The organism is Herbaspirillum autotrophicum, assembly GCF_001189915.1.
In the GTDB taxonomy this organism is placed as follows: domain Bacteria; phylum Pseudomonadota; class Gammaproteobacteria; order Burkholderiales; family Burkholderiaceae_D; genus Herbaspirillum; species Herbaspirillum autotrophicum.
In genome coordinates this window covers 20,768-34,950 of sequence record NZ_LFLS01000047.1, presented here as the reverse complement: position 1 = coordinate 34,950, position 14,183 = coordinate 20,768, and the positions used below count along the sequence as shown (strand labels likewise).

At 59.0% G+C, this 14,183-nt stretch carries 14 protein-coding genes; 13 read left to right on the top strand and 1 reads right to left on the bottom strand.

The window, feature by feature from the left end; all coding sequences use genetic code 11:
* The first annotated feature begins 7 nt into the window (after nt 1-7).
* The 4 genes from AKL27_RS24850 to AKL27_RS24835 all read left to right on the top strand — a co-directional run bounded on the left by AKL27_RS24850 (nt 8) and on the right by AKL27_RS24835 (nt 3,849).
* Nucleotides 8-1,189: an acetyl-CoA acetyltransferase gene (locus tag AKL27_RS24850; RefSeq protein WP_050465579.1), complete on the top strand. Its 1,182-nt coding sequence runs from the start codon at nt 8-10 to the stop codon at nt 1,187-1,189.
* 73 nt (nt 1,190-1,262) lie between these two features.
* Nucleotides 1,263-2,867 carry an acyl-CoA synthetase gene (locus AKL27_RS24845; RefSeq protein ID WP_198156083.1) on the top strand — a complete coding sequence of 535 codons (1,605 nt, stop codon included), beginning with the start codon at nt 1,263-1,265 and terminating at the stop codon, nt 2,865-2,867.
* On the top strand, nt 2,864-3,430 hold the full coding sequence (locus AKL27_RS24840; protein ID WP_050465577.1) for a PCC domain-containing protein: 567 nt from the start codon (nt 2,864-2,866) through the stop codon (nt 3,428-3,430). Before AKL27_RS24845 ends, AKL27_RS24840 begins: the two co-directional genes overlap by 4 nt.
* On the top strand, nt 3,427-3,849 hold the full coding sequence (locus tag AKL27_RS24835) for a PPC domain-containing DNA-binding protein (RefSeq protein ID WP_408609788.1): 423 nt from the start codon (nt 3,427-3,429) through the stop codon (nt 3,847-3,849). The genes AKL27_RS24840 and AKL27_RS24835 overlap by 4 nt, the downstream gene beginning before the upstream one ends.
* Before the next feature lie 478 nt (nt 3,850-4,327).
* Here the strand turns inward: AKL27_RS24835 and AKL27_RS24830 are convergent, their stop codons facing one another.
* Complete coding sequence (locus AKL27_RS24830; RefSeq protein ID WP_050465575.1) at nt 4,328-5,851, bottom strand: helicase HerA-like C-terminal domain-containing protein; 1,524 nt, start codon at nt 5,849-5,851, stop codon at nt 4,328-4,330.
* A gap of 181 nt (nt 5,852-6,032) precedes the next feature.
* On the opposite strand from AKL27_RS24830, the gene AKL27_RS24825 reads away from it, so the two are divergent.
* From AKL27_RS24825 to rng, 9 genes are all read left to right on the top strand, one after another.
* Nucleotides 6,033-6,761, top strand: a complete 729-nt coding sequence (locus tag AKL27_RS24825; RefSeq protein WP_050465574.1) for a YebC/PmpR family DNA-binding transcriptional regulator — start codon at nt 6,033-6,035, stop codon at nt 6,759-6,761.
* A gap of 46 nt (nt 6,762-6,807) precedes the next feature.
* Nucleotides 6,808-8,076 carry a phosphoribosylamine--glycine ligase gene (purD, locus tag AKL27_RS24820; RefSeq protein ID WP_050465573.1) on the top strand — a complete coding sequence of 423 codons (1,269 nt, stop codon included), beginning with the start codon at nt 6,808-6,810 and terminating at the stop codon, nt 8,074-8,076.
* A gap of 252 nt (nt 8,077-8,328) precedes the next feature.
* Nucleotides 8,329-9,168 carry a mechanosensitive ion channel family protein gene (locus AKL27_RS24815; RefSeq protein ID WP_050465572.1) on the top strand — a complete coding sequence of 280 codons (840 nt, stop codon included), beginning with the start codon at nt 8,329-8,331 and terminating at the stop codon, nt 9,166-9,168.
* Nucleotides 9,169-9,261: 93 nt separating this feature from the next.
* Entirely contained in the window at nt 9,262-10,173 is a 912-nt protein-coding gene (gene hemF, locus AKL27_RS24810) for an oxygen-dependent coproporphyrinogen oxidase (RefSeq protein ID WP_050465582.1), read from the top strand.
* Nucleotides 10,173-10,838 (top strand): nicotinate-nucleotide adenylyltransferase, encoded by a 666-nt coding sequence (locus tag AKL27_RS24805; RefSeq protein ID WP_050465581.1) that lies wholly within the window; start codon nt 10,173-10,175, stop codon nt 10,836-10,838. The genes hemF and AKL27_RS24805 overlap by 1 nt, the downstream gene beginning before the upstream one ends.
* The gene (gene rsfS, locus AKL27_RS24800) at nt 10,838-11,536 is read left to right on the top strand and encodes a ribosome silencing factor (RefSeq protein ID WP_050465571.1); all 699 of its coding nucleotides are present in this window, start codon (nt 10,838-10,840) and stop codon (nt 11,534-11,536) included. Before AKL27_RS24805 ends, rsfS begins: the two co-directional genes overlap by 1 nt.
* A gap of 14 nt (nt 11,537-11,550) precedes the next feature.
* Nucleotides 11,551-12,021: a 23S rRNA (pseudouridine(1915)-N(3))-methyltransferase RlmH gene (rlmH, locus tag AKL27_RS24795; protein ID WP_050465570.1), complete on the top strand. Its 471-nt coding sequence runs from the start codon at nt 11,551-11,553 to the stop codon at nt 12,019-12,021.
* Nucleotides 12,022-12,106: 85 nt separating this feature from the next.
* Nucleotides 12,107-12,709, top strand: a complete 603-nt coding sequence (locus AKL27_RS24790) for a Maf family protein (protein ID WP_050465569.1) — start codon at nt 12,107-12,109, stop codon at nt 12,707-12,709.
* On the top strand, nt 12,706-14,169 hold the full coding sequence (rng, locus tag AKL27_RS24785) for a ribonuclease G (protein WP_050465568.1): 1,464 nt from the start codon (nt 12,706-12,708) through the stop codon (nt 14,167-14,169). The genes AKL27_RS24790 and rng overlap by 4 nt, the downstream gene beginning before the upstream one ends.
* Nucleotides 14,170-14,183 lie beyond the last annotated feature (14 nt).

Here is a 14,183-nt window from a genome sequence, read left to right as displayed (position 1 = left end):
AATCCACATGACAGCATCAGCATCCGCGCCTTGCATCACCGGCTGGAATCACTCCCGCTTCGGCAAACTTGACGGCATCGACCCCGAAGCGCTGATCGGCGAAGTGGCCAAGGCCGCGATCGAACATGCCGGACTGACACCGGAAGACATCAGCTCGGTCCACATCGGCACCTTCAACGGCGGCTTCCTGTATCAGGACTTCCCTTCGTCGCTGGTATTCAACACGCTGCCCGGCTTGCGTTTCAAACCGGCAGTGCGCGTCGAAAACGCCTGCGCCACCGGTTCAGCCGCGATTCATTCCGGCATGCAATCGATTCTGGCCGGCCAATCCAGACACGCGCTGGTGATCGGCTTTGAAAAAATGACCGAACTGGCGACGCCGGCGGTCGGCGAAGTCTTGCTCAAGTGCTGTTATGCCAAAGAAGAAGCCGGCATCGCCGGTGGCTTTGCCGGGGTTTTCGGCAAGATCGCCCAAGCCTATTTCGACCGCTACGGCGATCAGTCGGATGCACTGGCCGCGATTGCCGCCAAGAATCACAAGAACGGCATGAACAACCCGTATGCCCACATGCGCAAGGATTTCGGTTTTGATTTCTGCCGCAATGTGTCGGAAAAGAATCCGTTCGTCGCCGGTCCGCTCAAGCGCACCGACTGCTCGCTGATTTCCGATGGCGCCGCAGCGATGGTGATCAGCGCCGCCGATGTCGCGCGCAGCATGCCACGCGCAGTGCAGTTCCGCGCCGCCGTGCATGTCAACGATTTCCTGCCGCTGAGCAAGCGCGACCCGACCCGCTTTGAAGCCGGCACCCTGGCCTGGCAGCAAGCACTGAGCCAGGCCGGCCTGACCCTGAATGACTTATCGCTGGTGGAAACGCATGACTGCTTCACCATTGCCGAATTGCTGGAATACGAAGCCATGGGTCTGGCCGAACCGGGCCAGGGTGCGCGCGCCATTCTCGACGGCGTCACTGCCAAGGATGGCCGCTTGCCGATCAACCCGTCCGGCGGTCTGAAATCGAAAGGCCATCCGGTCGGCGCGACCGGTGTCTCGATGCACGTCATGGCGGCGATGCAGGCCTGCCACGATGCCGGCGACATGCAAATCCCGAATGCCCGTTTTGCCGGCGTGTTCAACATGGGTGGCGCAGCGGTAGCCAACTACGTCAGCATTCTGGAACGCGTCGCTTAAGCCATCGCCATACCGTAGCAACGGGCAGCCGCCATGGCTGCCCGGCATTCATAAAACAATCAAGAGCGAGACGATGTTAACCAAAGTAATGAATCTTGGGCGGCTGCTATCCGACGTGGCGCGCCGCTTTCCTGACGAACCCGGCCTGATCATCGGCGATGGCACCCTGGACGGCAACGGCGATCAGATCGCCACCTGGAAACAAATCAATGACCGCGTCGATACCGTCGCCCATGCCTTGCAACAACTTGGCGTGCAAAAAGGCGACAAGATGCTGGTCCATTCCCGCAACAACCTGCAGATTTTTGAAAGCGCCTGGGCGGCGTTCAAACTGGGCATGGTGTGGGTCCCGACCAATGTCCGCATCACGCCGCCGGAAGCGGCCTACCTCGGTCAGTCCAGCGGCGCCAGCGTGATGCTGTATGACCACGGCTTTGCCAACTATGTCGACGCCGTCAAGGAAGTCTCACCGGCGCTCAAGCATGTGATCGCCCTGAAGAATCCGCGCGCCGGCGAACTCGATTTCGAAACACTGGCAACACCGGTCGGCGCACATCAGCCGTTTGATGAAGTCGAAGTCGATTACGAAGATCCGCTGTGGTTCTTCTACACTTCCGGCACCACCGGTCACCCCAAGGCCGGCATGTTGTCGCACGGTCAGATGGCCTTCGTCGTCACCAATCACCTGGCTGACTTGCTGCCCGGCCTGACGCACCAGTCGCGCTCGCTGGTGGTGGCGCCGTTGTCGCACGGCGCCGGCATTCATGCCGTCGTCAACACTGCACGCGGCGCGGCCAGCATCTTGCTGTCGACCGAACGACTGGTGCCGGAAGAAGCCTGGCAACTGGTGCAACGCTATCGCGTCGACAACATGTTCACGGTACCGACCATCGTCAAGATCCTGACCGAAGATGCGGCCGTGGATCGTTACGATCACAGCTCGCTCAAGCACGTGATCTATGCCGGCGCGCCGATGTATCGCGCCGATCAGGTATTCGCGCTGAAAAAACTCGGCAAGGTGCTGGTGCAGTATTACGGCCTCGGCGAAGTAACCGGCAATATCACCTTCCTGCCGCCGTACATGCATGAAGTCGATGACCACCATCCGAAAGCCCGCGTCGGTTCCTGCGGCATGCCGCGCACCGGCATGGAAATCGCGATTCTGGATGACAGCGGCAAGAAACTGAAGCCATTTGAAACCGGTGAAATCTGTGTGCGCGGCCCGGCCGTGTTCATGGGTTATCACAATAATCCGGACGCCAACACCAAGGCCTTCAAGGGTGACTGGTTCCATACCGGCGACCTCGGCCACGTCGACCATGACGGCTTCCTGTACATCACCGGCCGTTCTTCCGACATGTATATCTCGGGCGGTTCGAATGTGTATCCGCGCGAAATCGAAGAAGCGCTGCTGACCCATCCGGCGGTATCGGAAGTGGCCGTGCTCGGCGTACCCGATCCCAAGTGGGGTGAAAGCGGCATCGCCGTGATTGTCGCCAAGAGCGGTCAGAGCGCCGACAGCGATGCGCTGCTGGCGCATCTGGAAGCACGCATCGCCAAGTACAAATGGCCGCGTCGTTTCGTGTTCTGGGAAACCATGCCGAAATCCGGCTATGGCAAGATCGTCAAGAAGCAAATCAAAACATTGCTCGAGGAGAAAGGTGACTATCGCTTATGAAAATAACCAACAAGTCCGCTGAGGGTCACCCGGGATTTGTCGAGGTACGCAAGTTTCTTCATGCAGGCCAGCAAAGCTATCCGCGCACGCTGGATCTGGAAGCCGAACCGGCTGAAGAACTGCGCATTACCTTGCAACCCGGCACCATCGTCGGTCCCGCCCTGCGCGAAGTGCTGAGCCGTTACGGCCCGCGCGGCGGCGTCGGCCGCATGTGCGGCGGCACTGCCAGCAAATTGCATTATCATCGTATCGAACGCACCAGCGACGATAACCGGCCGTATGATTATGGTCCGCCATTCGTGCTGGAAGGTTGCATCAGTTTTGTCACTGGCGCCATCACCATTGGCCAGAATCAGGACGGCAAGATCTTGTTGCATTGCCATGCCGGTTTTATCGACAGCGACGGCCAGATACACGGCGGTCATTTGCTGCTCGATACCGTAGAAGTGGGCGTTGATCCGCTCATCATACGTTTGTGCTTGTTTTCACAAGGCGCCTTCGTCGTCAACAGCGATGAAGAAACGCTATTCAGTCTATTGCATCCGACACCCATGGAATCATGATGACGACTTTAGTCAGCGATATCGAAGTACAAGAAGGAACTCTGGGAAAACTGGTCATGGCGCGGCTCAAGCCGAATCAGGATTTGACCGAGAGTGTGGAGGCGCTGTGCGAGCAGCACGGCATGCAGGCTGCCATCGTGCGCGGCGCGATTGGCAGCCTGATCGATGCCCGTCTGGAGTATGCGACGCCGGATGGCTGGCGCGAGATGGAAATCAACGGTCCCGGCGTGGAAATTCTGAACGTCTTTGGCGAAGTGGGGTTTTCCAGCGCCAATCATTTGCAGGGCGTGGTGGCAGATGTGGACGGCAAGATTTATGCAGGACGATTCGTGCGCGGCGGCAATCTGTCGTTCATCACGATCGAGATTACCTTGCAGGAATGGATTCCGAAACCGGTGCAGGAACTGGTCAGCGCTTGAGGGCGCGCTGAGCATTTCTACTCCTTCTTTAGCTTGGCGCGGATTTTCTTTCTTCGGTGACCCAAGCGGGGGGTGGCCCCGCCGCCACTCACTTTCTTTTCCTCATCAAAGAAAGACAACCCCAATGATGGATTGTTCGCCTGCAGCATCGCGCTGCAGGTGATTTCCGACAAAGGATTGAATGAGCAATGCCGAAGGCGAGCCGTTTCTACGCTTCCGCATGGAGACGCTGCCGTTGGGGACGGGTGACAATCGGATAAAGAAGCGAAACTTGTCTGAGCGCAGCGAGTTTGTTTCGCTTCCCGATTGGCGCACGGCCCCAACGGGAACCCGAAGGGCGGCGGCTTTTGCCTTGTTGGAGCAGTGCTCCACCCCTTCTTTGCTTACTTTTCTTGGCGAAGCAAGAAAAGTGAGTAGCCGCGGGGCCACCCCCCGCTTGCCTCACCGAAGAAAGAAAACAATCTCCACCCTCACCACATCACTTCTTCTTCAACAACGACCCCAGCACACCCCGAATCAATTCGCGTCCCACTTGCGAACCGATACTGCGCGCCGCTGATTTCACCATTGCCTGCAACGGCGAATCCTTGCGGCTGCTGCCGGCCGAATTGCCGAACAGGCCGCCGGTGGCATCTTTCCACAGATCGCCAAGACCGCCACCGCTTTCTGCCGGTGCCGGGGTCTGGGTTGCGGTGGTACCGGCGTCCTTGCTACCAGCCGCCGGGGCCGTCCGCCCCTTCAGCTTTTCATATGCCGACTCGCGATCAATCGCCGCTTCATAGACGCCGGCCACTACCGAGCTGGCGATGACAGCCTTGCGTTCGTCATCGGTCAACGGTCCGATCTGCGACCCCGGCATCAATACGAATGCGCGCTCCACCACATTGGGACGGCCTTTTTCATCGAGGAATGAGACCAGCGCTTCGCCGACGCCGAGTTCGGTAATCACCTGCGCGGTATTGAGTTGCGGATTGACGCGGAAGGTTTCGGCTGCGGCCTGCACCGCCTTCTGATCGCGCGGCGTATAGGCTCGCAAGGCATGCTGCACGCGGTTGCCGAGCTGGCCGAGAACGGTATCGGGAATATCCAGCGGATTTTGCGTCACGAAGAAAATGCCGACGCCTTTGGAGCGGATCAGGCGCACCACTTGCTCGATCTTTTGCAGCAGCGCGCGCGGGGCTTCGTCGAACAGCAAATGGGCTTCGTCAAAAAAGAACACCAACTTGGGCTTGTCGAGATCGCCGACTTCCGGCAAATGCTCGTACAGATCGGACAGCATCCACAGCAGGAAGGTCGAGTACAGGCGCGGTGCGTTGAGCAACTTGTCGGCCGACAGGATATTGATCACGCCCTTGCCTTTGGCGTCGGTCTGAATCCAGTCTTCGATGTTGAGCATCGGCTCGCCGAAGAATTTGTCGCCGCCCTGCTCTTCGATGCCGATCAGGCCGCGCTGGATGGCGCCGATGCTGGCGGCGGAAATGTTGCCGTATTCGGTCTTGAAGGTGGCAGCATTGTCGCCGACGTGCTGCAGCATGGCGCGCAAATCCTTGCTGTCGAGCAACAACAAGCCATTATCGTCGGCAATCTTGAACACCAGCTGCAACACGCCTGCTTGCGTGTCGTTCAGATTGAGCATGCGGGCGATCATCAGCGGCCCCATGTCGGACACGGTGGCGCGTACCGGATGGCCCTTTTCGCCGAACACATCCCAGAACGTGACCGGCGAACCTTCCCACACCGGCTCGCTCAAGCCCCGCTCCTGCAACCGCTCCTTGGCCTTGGCGCTGCTGACGCCGGCCTTGGCCAGTCCCGACAGGTCACCCTTGACGTCGGCCATGAACACCGGCACGCCGATATCCGACAAGGCCTGCGCCATGACTTGCAGGGTCACCGTCTTGCCGGTGCCGGTGGCGCCGGTGATGCAACCGTGGCGATTGACCAGGTTCGGTAACAGGCTCAGTTCACGGTCTGGATTTTTGGCAATGGCGAGTGGATTTATCATGATGAGATAGTAAATTAGGCTCTGTGTAGGCCCGGATTACGGGCAAAGCGGTATGGTAAAATCCGCGCTTGATTATAACCAGTGATTTCACGATTATCCGTCAGGACTAGCGCCAGCTTGCGCGGCCTGACAAGCATCCTATCAGTGAAATGCATTCTGACTCTCGCAGGAAAAATCTATCATGGCTGGACACAGCAAATGGGCCAATATTCAACACCGCAAGGGCCGGCAAGATGAAAAACGCGGCAAAATCTGGACCCGTTTGATCAAGGAAATCACTGTCGCAGCCCGCATGGGCGGCGGCGATGCCGATACCAATCCGCGTCTGCGGCTGGCGGTGGACAAGGCTTCCGAAGCCAATATGCCGAAAGACAACGTCACCCGCGCGATCCAGCGCGGCACCGGCAGTCTGGACGGCGTCAACTATGAAGAAGTGCGTTACGAAGGCTACGGCATCAACGGTGCCGCCATTATCGTTGATTGCATGACTGACAACCGTATCCGCACCGTGGCCGAAGTGCGCCATGCGTTCTCCAAATACGGCGGCAATATGGGCACCGAAGGTTCGGTGGCGTTCATGTTCAAGCATTGCGGTCAATTGCTGTTCGCGCCCGGCACCAATGAAGATGCCTTGATGGAAGCGGCGCTGGAAGCCGGCGCCGAAGACATCATCAGCGACGATGAAGGCGGTTTTGAAGTGCTGACGGCGCCGGCTGACTTTGCCACCGTCAAGGCCGCACTGGAAAAAGCCGGCTTCAAGGCCGACATGGCGGAAATCATCATGAAGCCGGCCACCGAAACCGAATTTACCGGTGACGACGCCATCAAGATGCAGAAACTGCTCGATGCACTGGAAAACCTGGATGACGTCCAGGAAATTTATAGCAACGCCGTCATTGATCCGGCCTGACAGTTACGTCCCCCACAGCCCTATTACTCATTATTAAGCTCATCCCATGAAAATCCTCGTTGTTGGCTCCGGCGGTCGTGAACACGCACTGGCCTGGAAAATTGCTCAATCGTCGCGCATTCAAACCGTCTTTGTTGCGCCCGGCAACGGCGGCACGGCGCTGGATGAACGCCTGCAAAACATCGACATCACCGACCCCACCGCACTGGCTGACTTTGTCCAGCAAGAGCATGTGGCGTTGACGGTGGTCGGACCGGAAGTGCCGCTGGCGGCAGGTATCGTCAACATTTTCCGGTCGCGCGGCCTGAAGATTTTCGGCCCTACCAAAGAAGCAGCGCAACTGGAAAGCTCCAAGGATTTCGCCAAGTCCTTCATGCAGCGTCACAGCATTCCGACAGCGGAATATCAAACCTTTTCGCAAAGCCAGCCAGCCCACGATTACATCGATCAAAAAGGCGCGCCAATCGTGATCAAGGCCGACGGTCTGGCCGCCGGCAAGGGTGTGGTGGTCGCGATGTCGCTGGCAGAAGCGCACGCGGCAGTCGACATGATGCTGTCCGACAACAAGCTCGGCGATGCCGGGGCACGCGTGGTGATCGAAGAATTCCTGGCCGGCGAAGAAGCCAGCTTCATCGTCATGGTGGATGGCAAGAACATTCTGCCGCTGGCCACCAGCCAGGATCACAAGCGCCTGCAAGACAACGATCAGGGTCCGAACACCGGCGGCATGGGTGCCTATTCGCCGGCACCCATCGTGACCCCGGCGCTGCACGCGCGCGTCATGCGCGAAATCATCATCCCTACCGTGCAAGGCATGGCCAAGGATGGCATTCCGTTCTCCGGCTTCCTGTATGCCGGCCTGATGATCGACGACAAGGGCAATCCGAAGACGCTGGAATTCAATTGCCGCATGGGCGATCCGGAAACCCAGCCGATCATGGCGCGCCTCAAAACCGATTTGCTGACCGTGATGGAACATGCCGTCAGCGGCACGCTCGACACCATTGAACTGGAATGGGATCGCCGTACCGCGCTGGGCGTGGTGATGGCCGCCGCCGGCTATCCGGACGCACCGCGCAAGGGTGACCTGATCACCGACATTCCGGCAGAAACCGTCGACTGTGTGACGTTCCATGCCGGCACCACGCTCAACGAAGGCAAGCTGACCACCAGCGGTGGCCGCGTATTGTGCGTGGTCGGCCTCGGCGACAGCGTCAAGATGGCACAAAAGCAAGCCTATGCCGTCACCGACCTGATCCACTTCGAAGGCGCACAACTGCGTCGCGACATCGGCTGGCGCGCACTCAAGCGCTGATCAGCAGATCGCCTGCAACATCCGGCGCCGCATAATGTTGGGAATAACCGACGTTATGCGGCGTTTTTGCGTCATCGGCGACGTTGGCCATAAAATTTTCTCTGCAATGCAACAAATGCGCGACAGACAGTACTAACACCACTCAGCCTGAAGCCGTCTCTGCGGCATCAAGCCCGTGTTCTGCACGGGGCTGTCGCAACATCATTTCTTTACCGCAATAAAAATACCCTGATCTACCGAAAGGACTCTTGCATGGACTTATTGAATCTCGGCCAACTGGTCAACAGCTATCTGGTGCCATTCGGCCTCAAGGTCGGTATCGCCATCGTTATCTGGGTGGTCGGCGGCATCGCCATCAACACCATCGTCAAGATCATGCGCCGCGTGCTGACCGCGCGGGCGCTGGAACCGACCCTCGTCAATTACGCCACCTCGGCGGCGCACGTGGCATTGCGCGTCTTGCTGATCATGGCGATTCTGGAAATCTGCGGCATCCCGACCACCTCCTTCGCCGCCCTGATCGGTGCCGTCGGTGTCGCCATCGGTGTCGCCTGGTCCGGTCTGCTGTCGAATTTCGCGGCCGGCATCTTCCTCGTCATGCTGCGTCCGTTCAAGGTCGGCGACTATATCAATGCCGCCGGCCAGACCGGCACGGTGACCCAGATCGGCCTGTTCGTCACTACCATGCTGACCGACAACAATGTGCGCGTCATCATCGGCAACAACAAACTGTTTTCCGACACCATTACCAATTACAGCGCCAATCCGGTACGGCGCGCCGACCTGCGCTGCCAGATTGCCTATGGCGTCGATCCGGCCCAGGCCATCGCGCTGCTGCTGGCGCGCGTGCGCGCCATTCCCAATGTGCTGGACAACCCGGCGCCCGGTGTGGCGATCCTGGAATTCAATGCCAGCGGCACCATGCTGGCGATCCGCGTCAATGCCCTGACCGCCAATTTCGGTCAGGTTTACAACGACACCAATAACGCCATTGCCGAAACCTGCGCCGCCGCCGGCTGGCCGGCACCGGCCACCTATCAGGTCAGCGTCGCCCCCGCCGCAGTTCCGCCTGCCGTGCCAGCGCGATCATAAAACCCTGACGCCGGTGTGCCAACGGCGCGTCAGGCTATCCGTGAAACGCCCGGCAAGGTACAATCGCCGGGTATTTTCAGCCACCTACGCGCCGTGACCTCATCCGCAAACGCAACTGCTACTGTCAAAGCCTACCTGCAAGATCTGCAAAACCGCATCGTAGCGGCCTTGGAGAGTGTCGATGGCAAACCCTTTCTGACCGATTCATGGAACCGTCCCGAAGGCGGCGGCGGTATCTCGCGCATCATCGAGGAAGGCAACGTGCTGGAACGTGGCGGGGTCGGTTTCTCGCACGTCATGGGCAAGAACCTGCCACCCTCGGCGGCAGCCAACCGGCCGGAAATCGCCGGCCGCGAATGGCAGGCCATGGGCGTGTCGCTGGTACTGCATCCGCGCAATCCCTACGCGCCGACGGTGCACATGAATGTGCGCTTCTTTACCACCACCGCCGAAGGTCAGGAACCGGTCTGGTGGTTCGGCGGCGGCATGGACCTGACGCCGTATTACGGTTTTGTCGAAGATGCGCAACACTTTCATCGTACTTGCCGTGATGCACTGGCACCCTCGGGTGCCGATCTGTATCCGCGCTTCAAGCAATGGTGCGATGACTACTTCTATCTGAAGCACCGGCAGGAGCCGCGCGGCGTCGGCGGCATTTTCTTCGATGACTTCAATGCCCTCGGCTTCGACGACAGTTTTGCTATGGTGCGCCATGTCGGCGACAGCTTCCTCGACGCCTACCTGCCCTTGCTCCGGCAACGCAAAGATCAGCCTTACGGCGAGCACCAGCGCGACTTTCAGGCGTATCGCCGGGGTCGCTATGTGGAGTTCAATCTGGTATTTGACCGTGGCACGCTGTTCGGCCTGCAATCGGGCGGGCGCACCGAATCGATCCTGATGTCGATGCCGCCGGTAGTGAAATGGCGCTATAACTGGCAGCCCGAAGCCGGCACTCCGGAAGCCGCGCTGTACACCGATTTTCTGATTCACAAGGAATGGCTGTAGTGGCGGCCGTTCCTGCGCAACGCTGCATCACGATCCTCGGCGGCAGCTTCGATCCGGTGCATAAAGGCCACGTGGCGCTGGCCGAACACTTCGTGGAACTGCTGCATCCCGACGAACTGCGTATAATCCCCACCGGTAACCCATGGCAAAAGCACGGTCTGCAGGCAGCTCCCTCAGATCGCGTGGAAATGGTCAAACGGGCATTTGATCAGCAAACCGTCCCTGTGGTCATAGACCAACAGGAAATTCAGCGCGCTACAGCAACTTATACCATCGATACCTTGCAGGCCTTGCGTGCCGAGCTGGGACCGGCAGTTTCCATCGTCTTTCTGATGGGCTCGGACCAGTTGCAGCATCTGGACACCTGGCAAGGCTGGCAACAACTGTTTGACCATGCGCACCTGTGCGCGGCATCACGTCCGGGCTTTGGCGTTGAACCGTCGCAGGTCCCGGCCGTCGTCATGGAAGAGTTTTCCCGCCGCGCCGGCACCGCACAGCAGATTCGCTCGACATCTCACGGTCGCGCCTATCTGGCATCCAGTCTCGCCGTAGATATTTCGTCGACCGAAATCCGCAGCATGCTGCAACGCGGCGAAAGACCGGACACGCTGATCCCGGCGAGGGTGCTAGACTATATCGAACAACATCATCTTTATCGAAACTAATGGACATCAAAAAACTACAAACCCTCGTCGTGGACGCACTGGAAGACGTCAAGGCGCAAGAAATCCGCATCTATGACACGACGCATCTGACCAGTCTGTTCGACCGCGTGGCGATTGCCTCCGGCACCTCCAACCGTCAGACCAAAGCGCTGGCGGCATCCGTACGCGACAAGGTCAAGTCCAAGGGCGGCAACGTCCTGAGCATCGAAGGTGAACAAACCGGCGAATGGGTACTGGTCGATCTGGGCGACATGATCGTCCACATCATGCAACCGGCAATCCGTGCTTACTACCGCCTGGAAGAAATCTGGGGCGAAAAGGAAGTCAAGCTGGGCGCCGCCAAGCGTACCGCTTCCAGCACCGCTGCCAAGCAGGCTGAAGCAGATGCCCCGGCACCGAAGCGCTCGCGCCACCTGACAGTCAATGCCAGCCAGGCAGTGGACGACGACGAACCGAAGAAGGCAGTGCGCAAGCCACGCGCCAAGCCGGCTACGCCTGCTGCGCCACCGGCCAGCAAGAAGAAGCCGACCGCCAGCAAGATCATCAGCGACAAGGCAACGGCCGCACCTGCAGCCAAGAAAAAGGCGCCGCCCAAAAAGGCTGTCGGCAAGACTGTCAAAGTGGCCGCCACCAAGACCGCTACCGCATCGAAGAAGGCCGCAGCAGCCAAACGCGCACCACGCGCCAAGACCGCTTGACGAGGTAGCAGGCGATGCAGTTATTCATCGCAGCAGTCGGGCACAAGATGCCCGACTGGATCGAAACAGGCGTCAACGAATACACCAAGAGAATGCCGGCCGAATGCCGCGTTCTGCTGAAAGAAATAAAACCCATAGAACGCTCCGGCAGCAAGAACGCCGACACCGTGAAGGCCCAGGAGCGCAGCAAGATAGAAGCGGCATTACCGAAGGGGGCGCGCATCATCGCACTGGATGAGCGCGGCAAAGATCTCACCACGATGCAGTTATCGCAACTTCTGACGCAATGGCAGCAGGACGGGCGCGACGTCGCCTTCGTCATTGGCGGTGCAGACGGGCTCGACGCCGGCTTCAAGGCCGGTGCCGATATGCTGGTGCGCATTTCCAGCCTGACCTTGCCGCATGGCATGGTGCGCGTATTGCTTGCCGAACAGTTGTATCGTGCATGGTCGATTACGCAAAATCATCCTTATCACCGCGCGTAGCAATTCGCCGGCGCTGCATGCAGCGTCAAAGTACAGCCCGGGGACTTGCTGTGCCCTGTAGCCGGGTATTGATATTGATCAGGCCATGAAACCTCTTGACCGAAAAATTTACCTCGCCTCCAAAAGCCCGCGCCGTCGCGAATTGCTGCGCCAGATCGGCATCGACTTCGAATTGCTGCTCAATGACAAGGAAGTCGACGAACAGGTGCTGCCGGGCGAAAAAGCCAATGACTATGTGACGCGCGTCACGCGCGACAAGCTCAACAGCGCCTATCACACCATGCTGACCCGGCAACTGCGCCCGCGGCCGGTGCTGGCGGCCGACACCACCGTGGTGATCGATGGCGAGATTCTGGGCAAACCGGCCGACATGGCCGAAGCCGTCTCCATGATCACCCGCCTGTCCGGGCGCACCCATCAGGTACTGACCAGCATTGCCGTCATCAGCAAGGAAAAGACCTTTCAGGTCACGCAATCATCCGATGTTGCCTTCCGGGCGCTGTCGGAATGCGAGATTCGCGCTTACTGCAACACACAGGAACCCTACGATAAAGCGGGTGCTTATGGCATCCAGGGACTGGCCGCTGCATTTATTCAAGACATAGCAGGCAGCCATTCTGGCATCATGGGGCTGCCGTTGTTTGAAACGGCGCAACTTTTGGAAAAGGCAGGCTTGCGCATTTTATGAACGAAGACATCCTGATCAACATTACGCCGCAGGAAACCCGCGTCGCCCTGATCCTGCAAGGCGCAGTGCAAGAGCTGCACATCGAGCGCACGCTGTCGCGCGGCCTGGCCGGCAATATTTATCTGGGCAAGGTAGTACGGGTGTTGCCGGGCATGCAATCGGCCTTCATCGATATCGGCCTCGAACGCGCCGCCTTTCTGCACGTAGCCGATATCTGGGAAGCCAAACCGCATGACGGCCAGAGCACGCCGCCGACGCCGATAGAAAAACTGCTGTACGACGGCCAGACCGTCACCGTGCAAGTCATCAAGGATCCGATCGGCACCAAGGGCGCGCGGTTGTCGACACAGATTTCGATTGCCGGCCGCATGTTGGTGTATCTGCCGCAAGACAAGCATATCGGCATTTCGCAACGCATCGAAAACGAAGCCGAACGCGAACTGTTGCGCAGCAAAGTACAGGCGCTGCTGCCGTCCGAAGAAAAAGGCGGCTTCATCATCCGCACCATGGCCGAAGATGCTTCCGACGCCGATCTGCAAATGGACGTCGAATACCTGCGCAAGACCTGGGCCACCATCACCTCACAGAGCAAGACCAAGCCGGCGCCGACCCTGCTCTATCAGGATCTGAGCCTGGCCCAGCGCGTACTGCGCGACTTCGTCAGCGACAGCACCACCAGCATCCAGATCGACTCGCGCGAAAACTTCACCATGCTGCAACAGTTCGGCACCTTGTACACGCCGTCGGTGTTGCCGAAGATGATGCACTATCGCGGCGAACGGCCACTGTTCGATCTGTACGCCGTGGAAGAAGAAATCGAACGGGCGCTCGGTCGCCGTGTCGATCTCAAGTCGGGCGGTTACCTGATTGTCGACCAGACCGAAGCGATGACCACCATCGACGTCAATACCGGCAGTTTCGTCAACGGCCGCAATTTTGACGACACCATCTTCAAGACCAATCTGGAAGCGGCGCATGCGATAGCGCGCCAGTTGCGCCTGCGCAATCTGGGCGGCATCATCATCCTCGATTTCATCGACATGGAAAACCTGGAGCATCGCAGCGCCGTGCTGTCGGAATTGAACAAGGCCTTGCAACGCGACCGCACCAAGATTTCGGTATCGACCTTCTCCACCCTCGGGCTGGTCGAGATGACCCGCAAACGCACGCGCGAATCGCTGGCGCATATCCTGTGCGAAACCTGCCCCGCCTGTCAGGGCAAAGGCCAGGTCAAAACCTCGCGCACCGTATGCTACGAAATCCTGCGCGAAGTACTGCGCGAAGCCAAGCAATTCAACCCGCGCGAATTCCGCATCCTCGCCGCGCAGGTGGTGGTCGACATGTTCCTCGAAGAAGAGTCGCAACATCTGGCGATGCTCGGCGACTTCATCAAGAAGCCGATTTCGCTGCAGGTGCAGACCGATTATTCGCAGGAGCAGTACGACATCATTTTGATGTAGATATCAAATGAGAG

Bases quoted from the DNA above. Each gene is read 5' to 3' on its own strand.
- AKL27_RS24850 (WP_050465579.1), top strand. From the start codon at position 8: ATGACAGCATCAGCATCCGCGCCTTGCATCACCGGCTGGAATCACTCC.
- AKL27_RS24845 (WP_198156083.1), top strand. From the start codon at position 1,263: ATGTTAACCAAAGTAATGAATCTTGGGCGGCTGCTATCCGACGTGGCG.
- AKL27_RS24840 (WP_050465577.1), top strand. From the start codon at position 2,864: ATGAAAATAACCAACAAGTCCGCTGAGGGTCACCCGGGATTTGTCGAG.
- AKL27_RS24835 (WP_408609788.1), top strand. From the start codon at position 3,427: ATGATGACGACTTTAGTCAGCGATATCGAAGTACAAGAAGGAACTCTG.
- AKL27_RS24830 (WP_050465575.1), bottom strand. From the start codon at position 5,851: ATGATAAATCCACTCGCCATTGCCAAAAATCCAGACCGTGAACTGAGC.
- AKL27_RS24825 (WP_050465574.1), top strand. From the start codon at position 6,033: ATGGCTGGACACAGCAAATGGGCCAATATTCAACACCGCAAGGGCCGG.
- purD (WP_050465573.1), top strand. From the start codon at position 6,808: ATGAAAATCCTCGTTGTTGGCTCCGGCGGTCGTGAACACGCACTGGCC.
- AKL27_RS24815 (WP_050465572.1), top strand. From the start codon at position 8,329: ATGGACTTATTGAATCTCGGCCAACTGGTCAACAGCTATCTGGTGCCA.
- rsfS (WP_050465571.1), top strand. From the start codon at position 10,838: ATGGACATCAAAAAACTACAAACCCTCGTCGTGGACGCACTGGAAGAC.
- rlmH (WP_050465570.1), top strand. From the start codon at position 11,551: ATGCAGTTATTCATCGCAGCAGTCGGGCACAAGATGCCCGACTGGATC.
- AKL27_RS24790 (WP_050465569.1), top strand. From the start codon at position 12,107: ATGAAACCTCTTGACCGAAAAATTTACCTCGCCTCCAAAAGCCCGCGC.
- rng (WP_050465568.1), top strand. From the start codon at position 12,706: ATGAACGAAGACATCCTGATCAACATTACGCCGCAGGAAACCCGCGTC.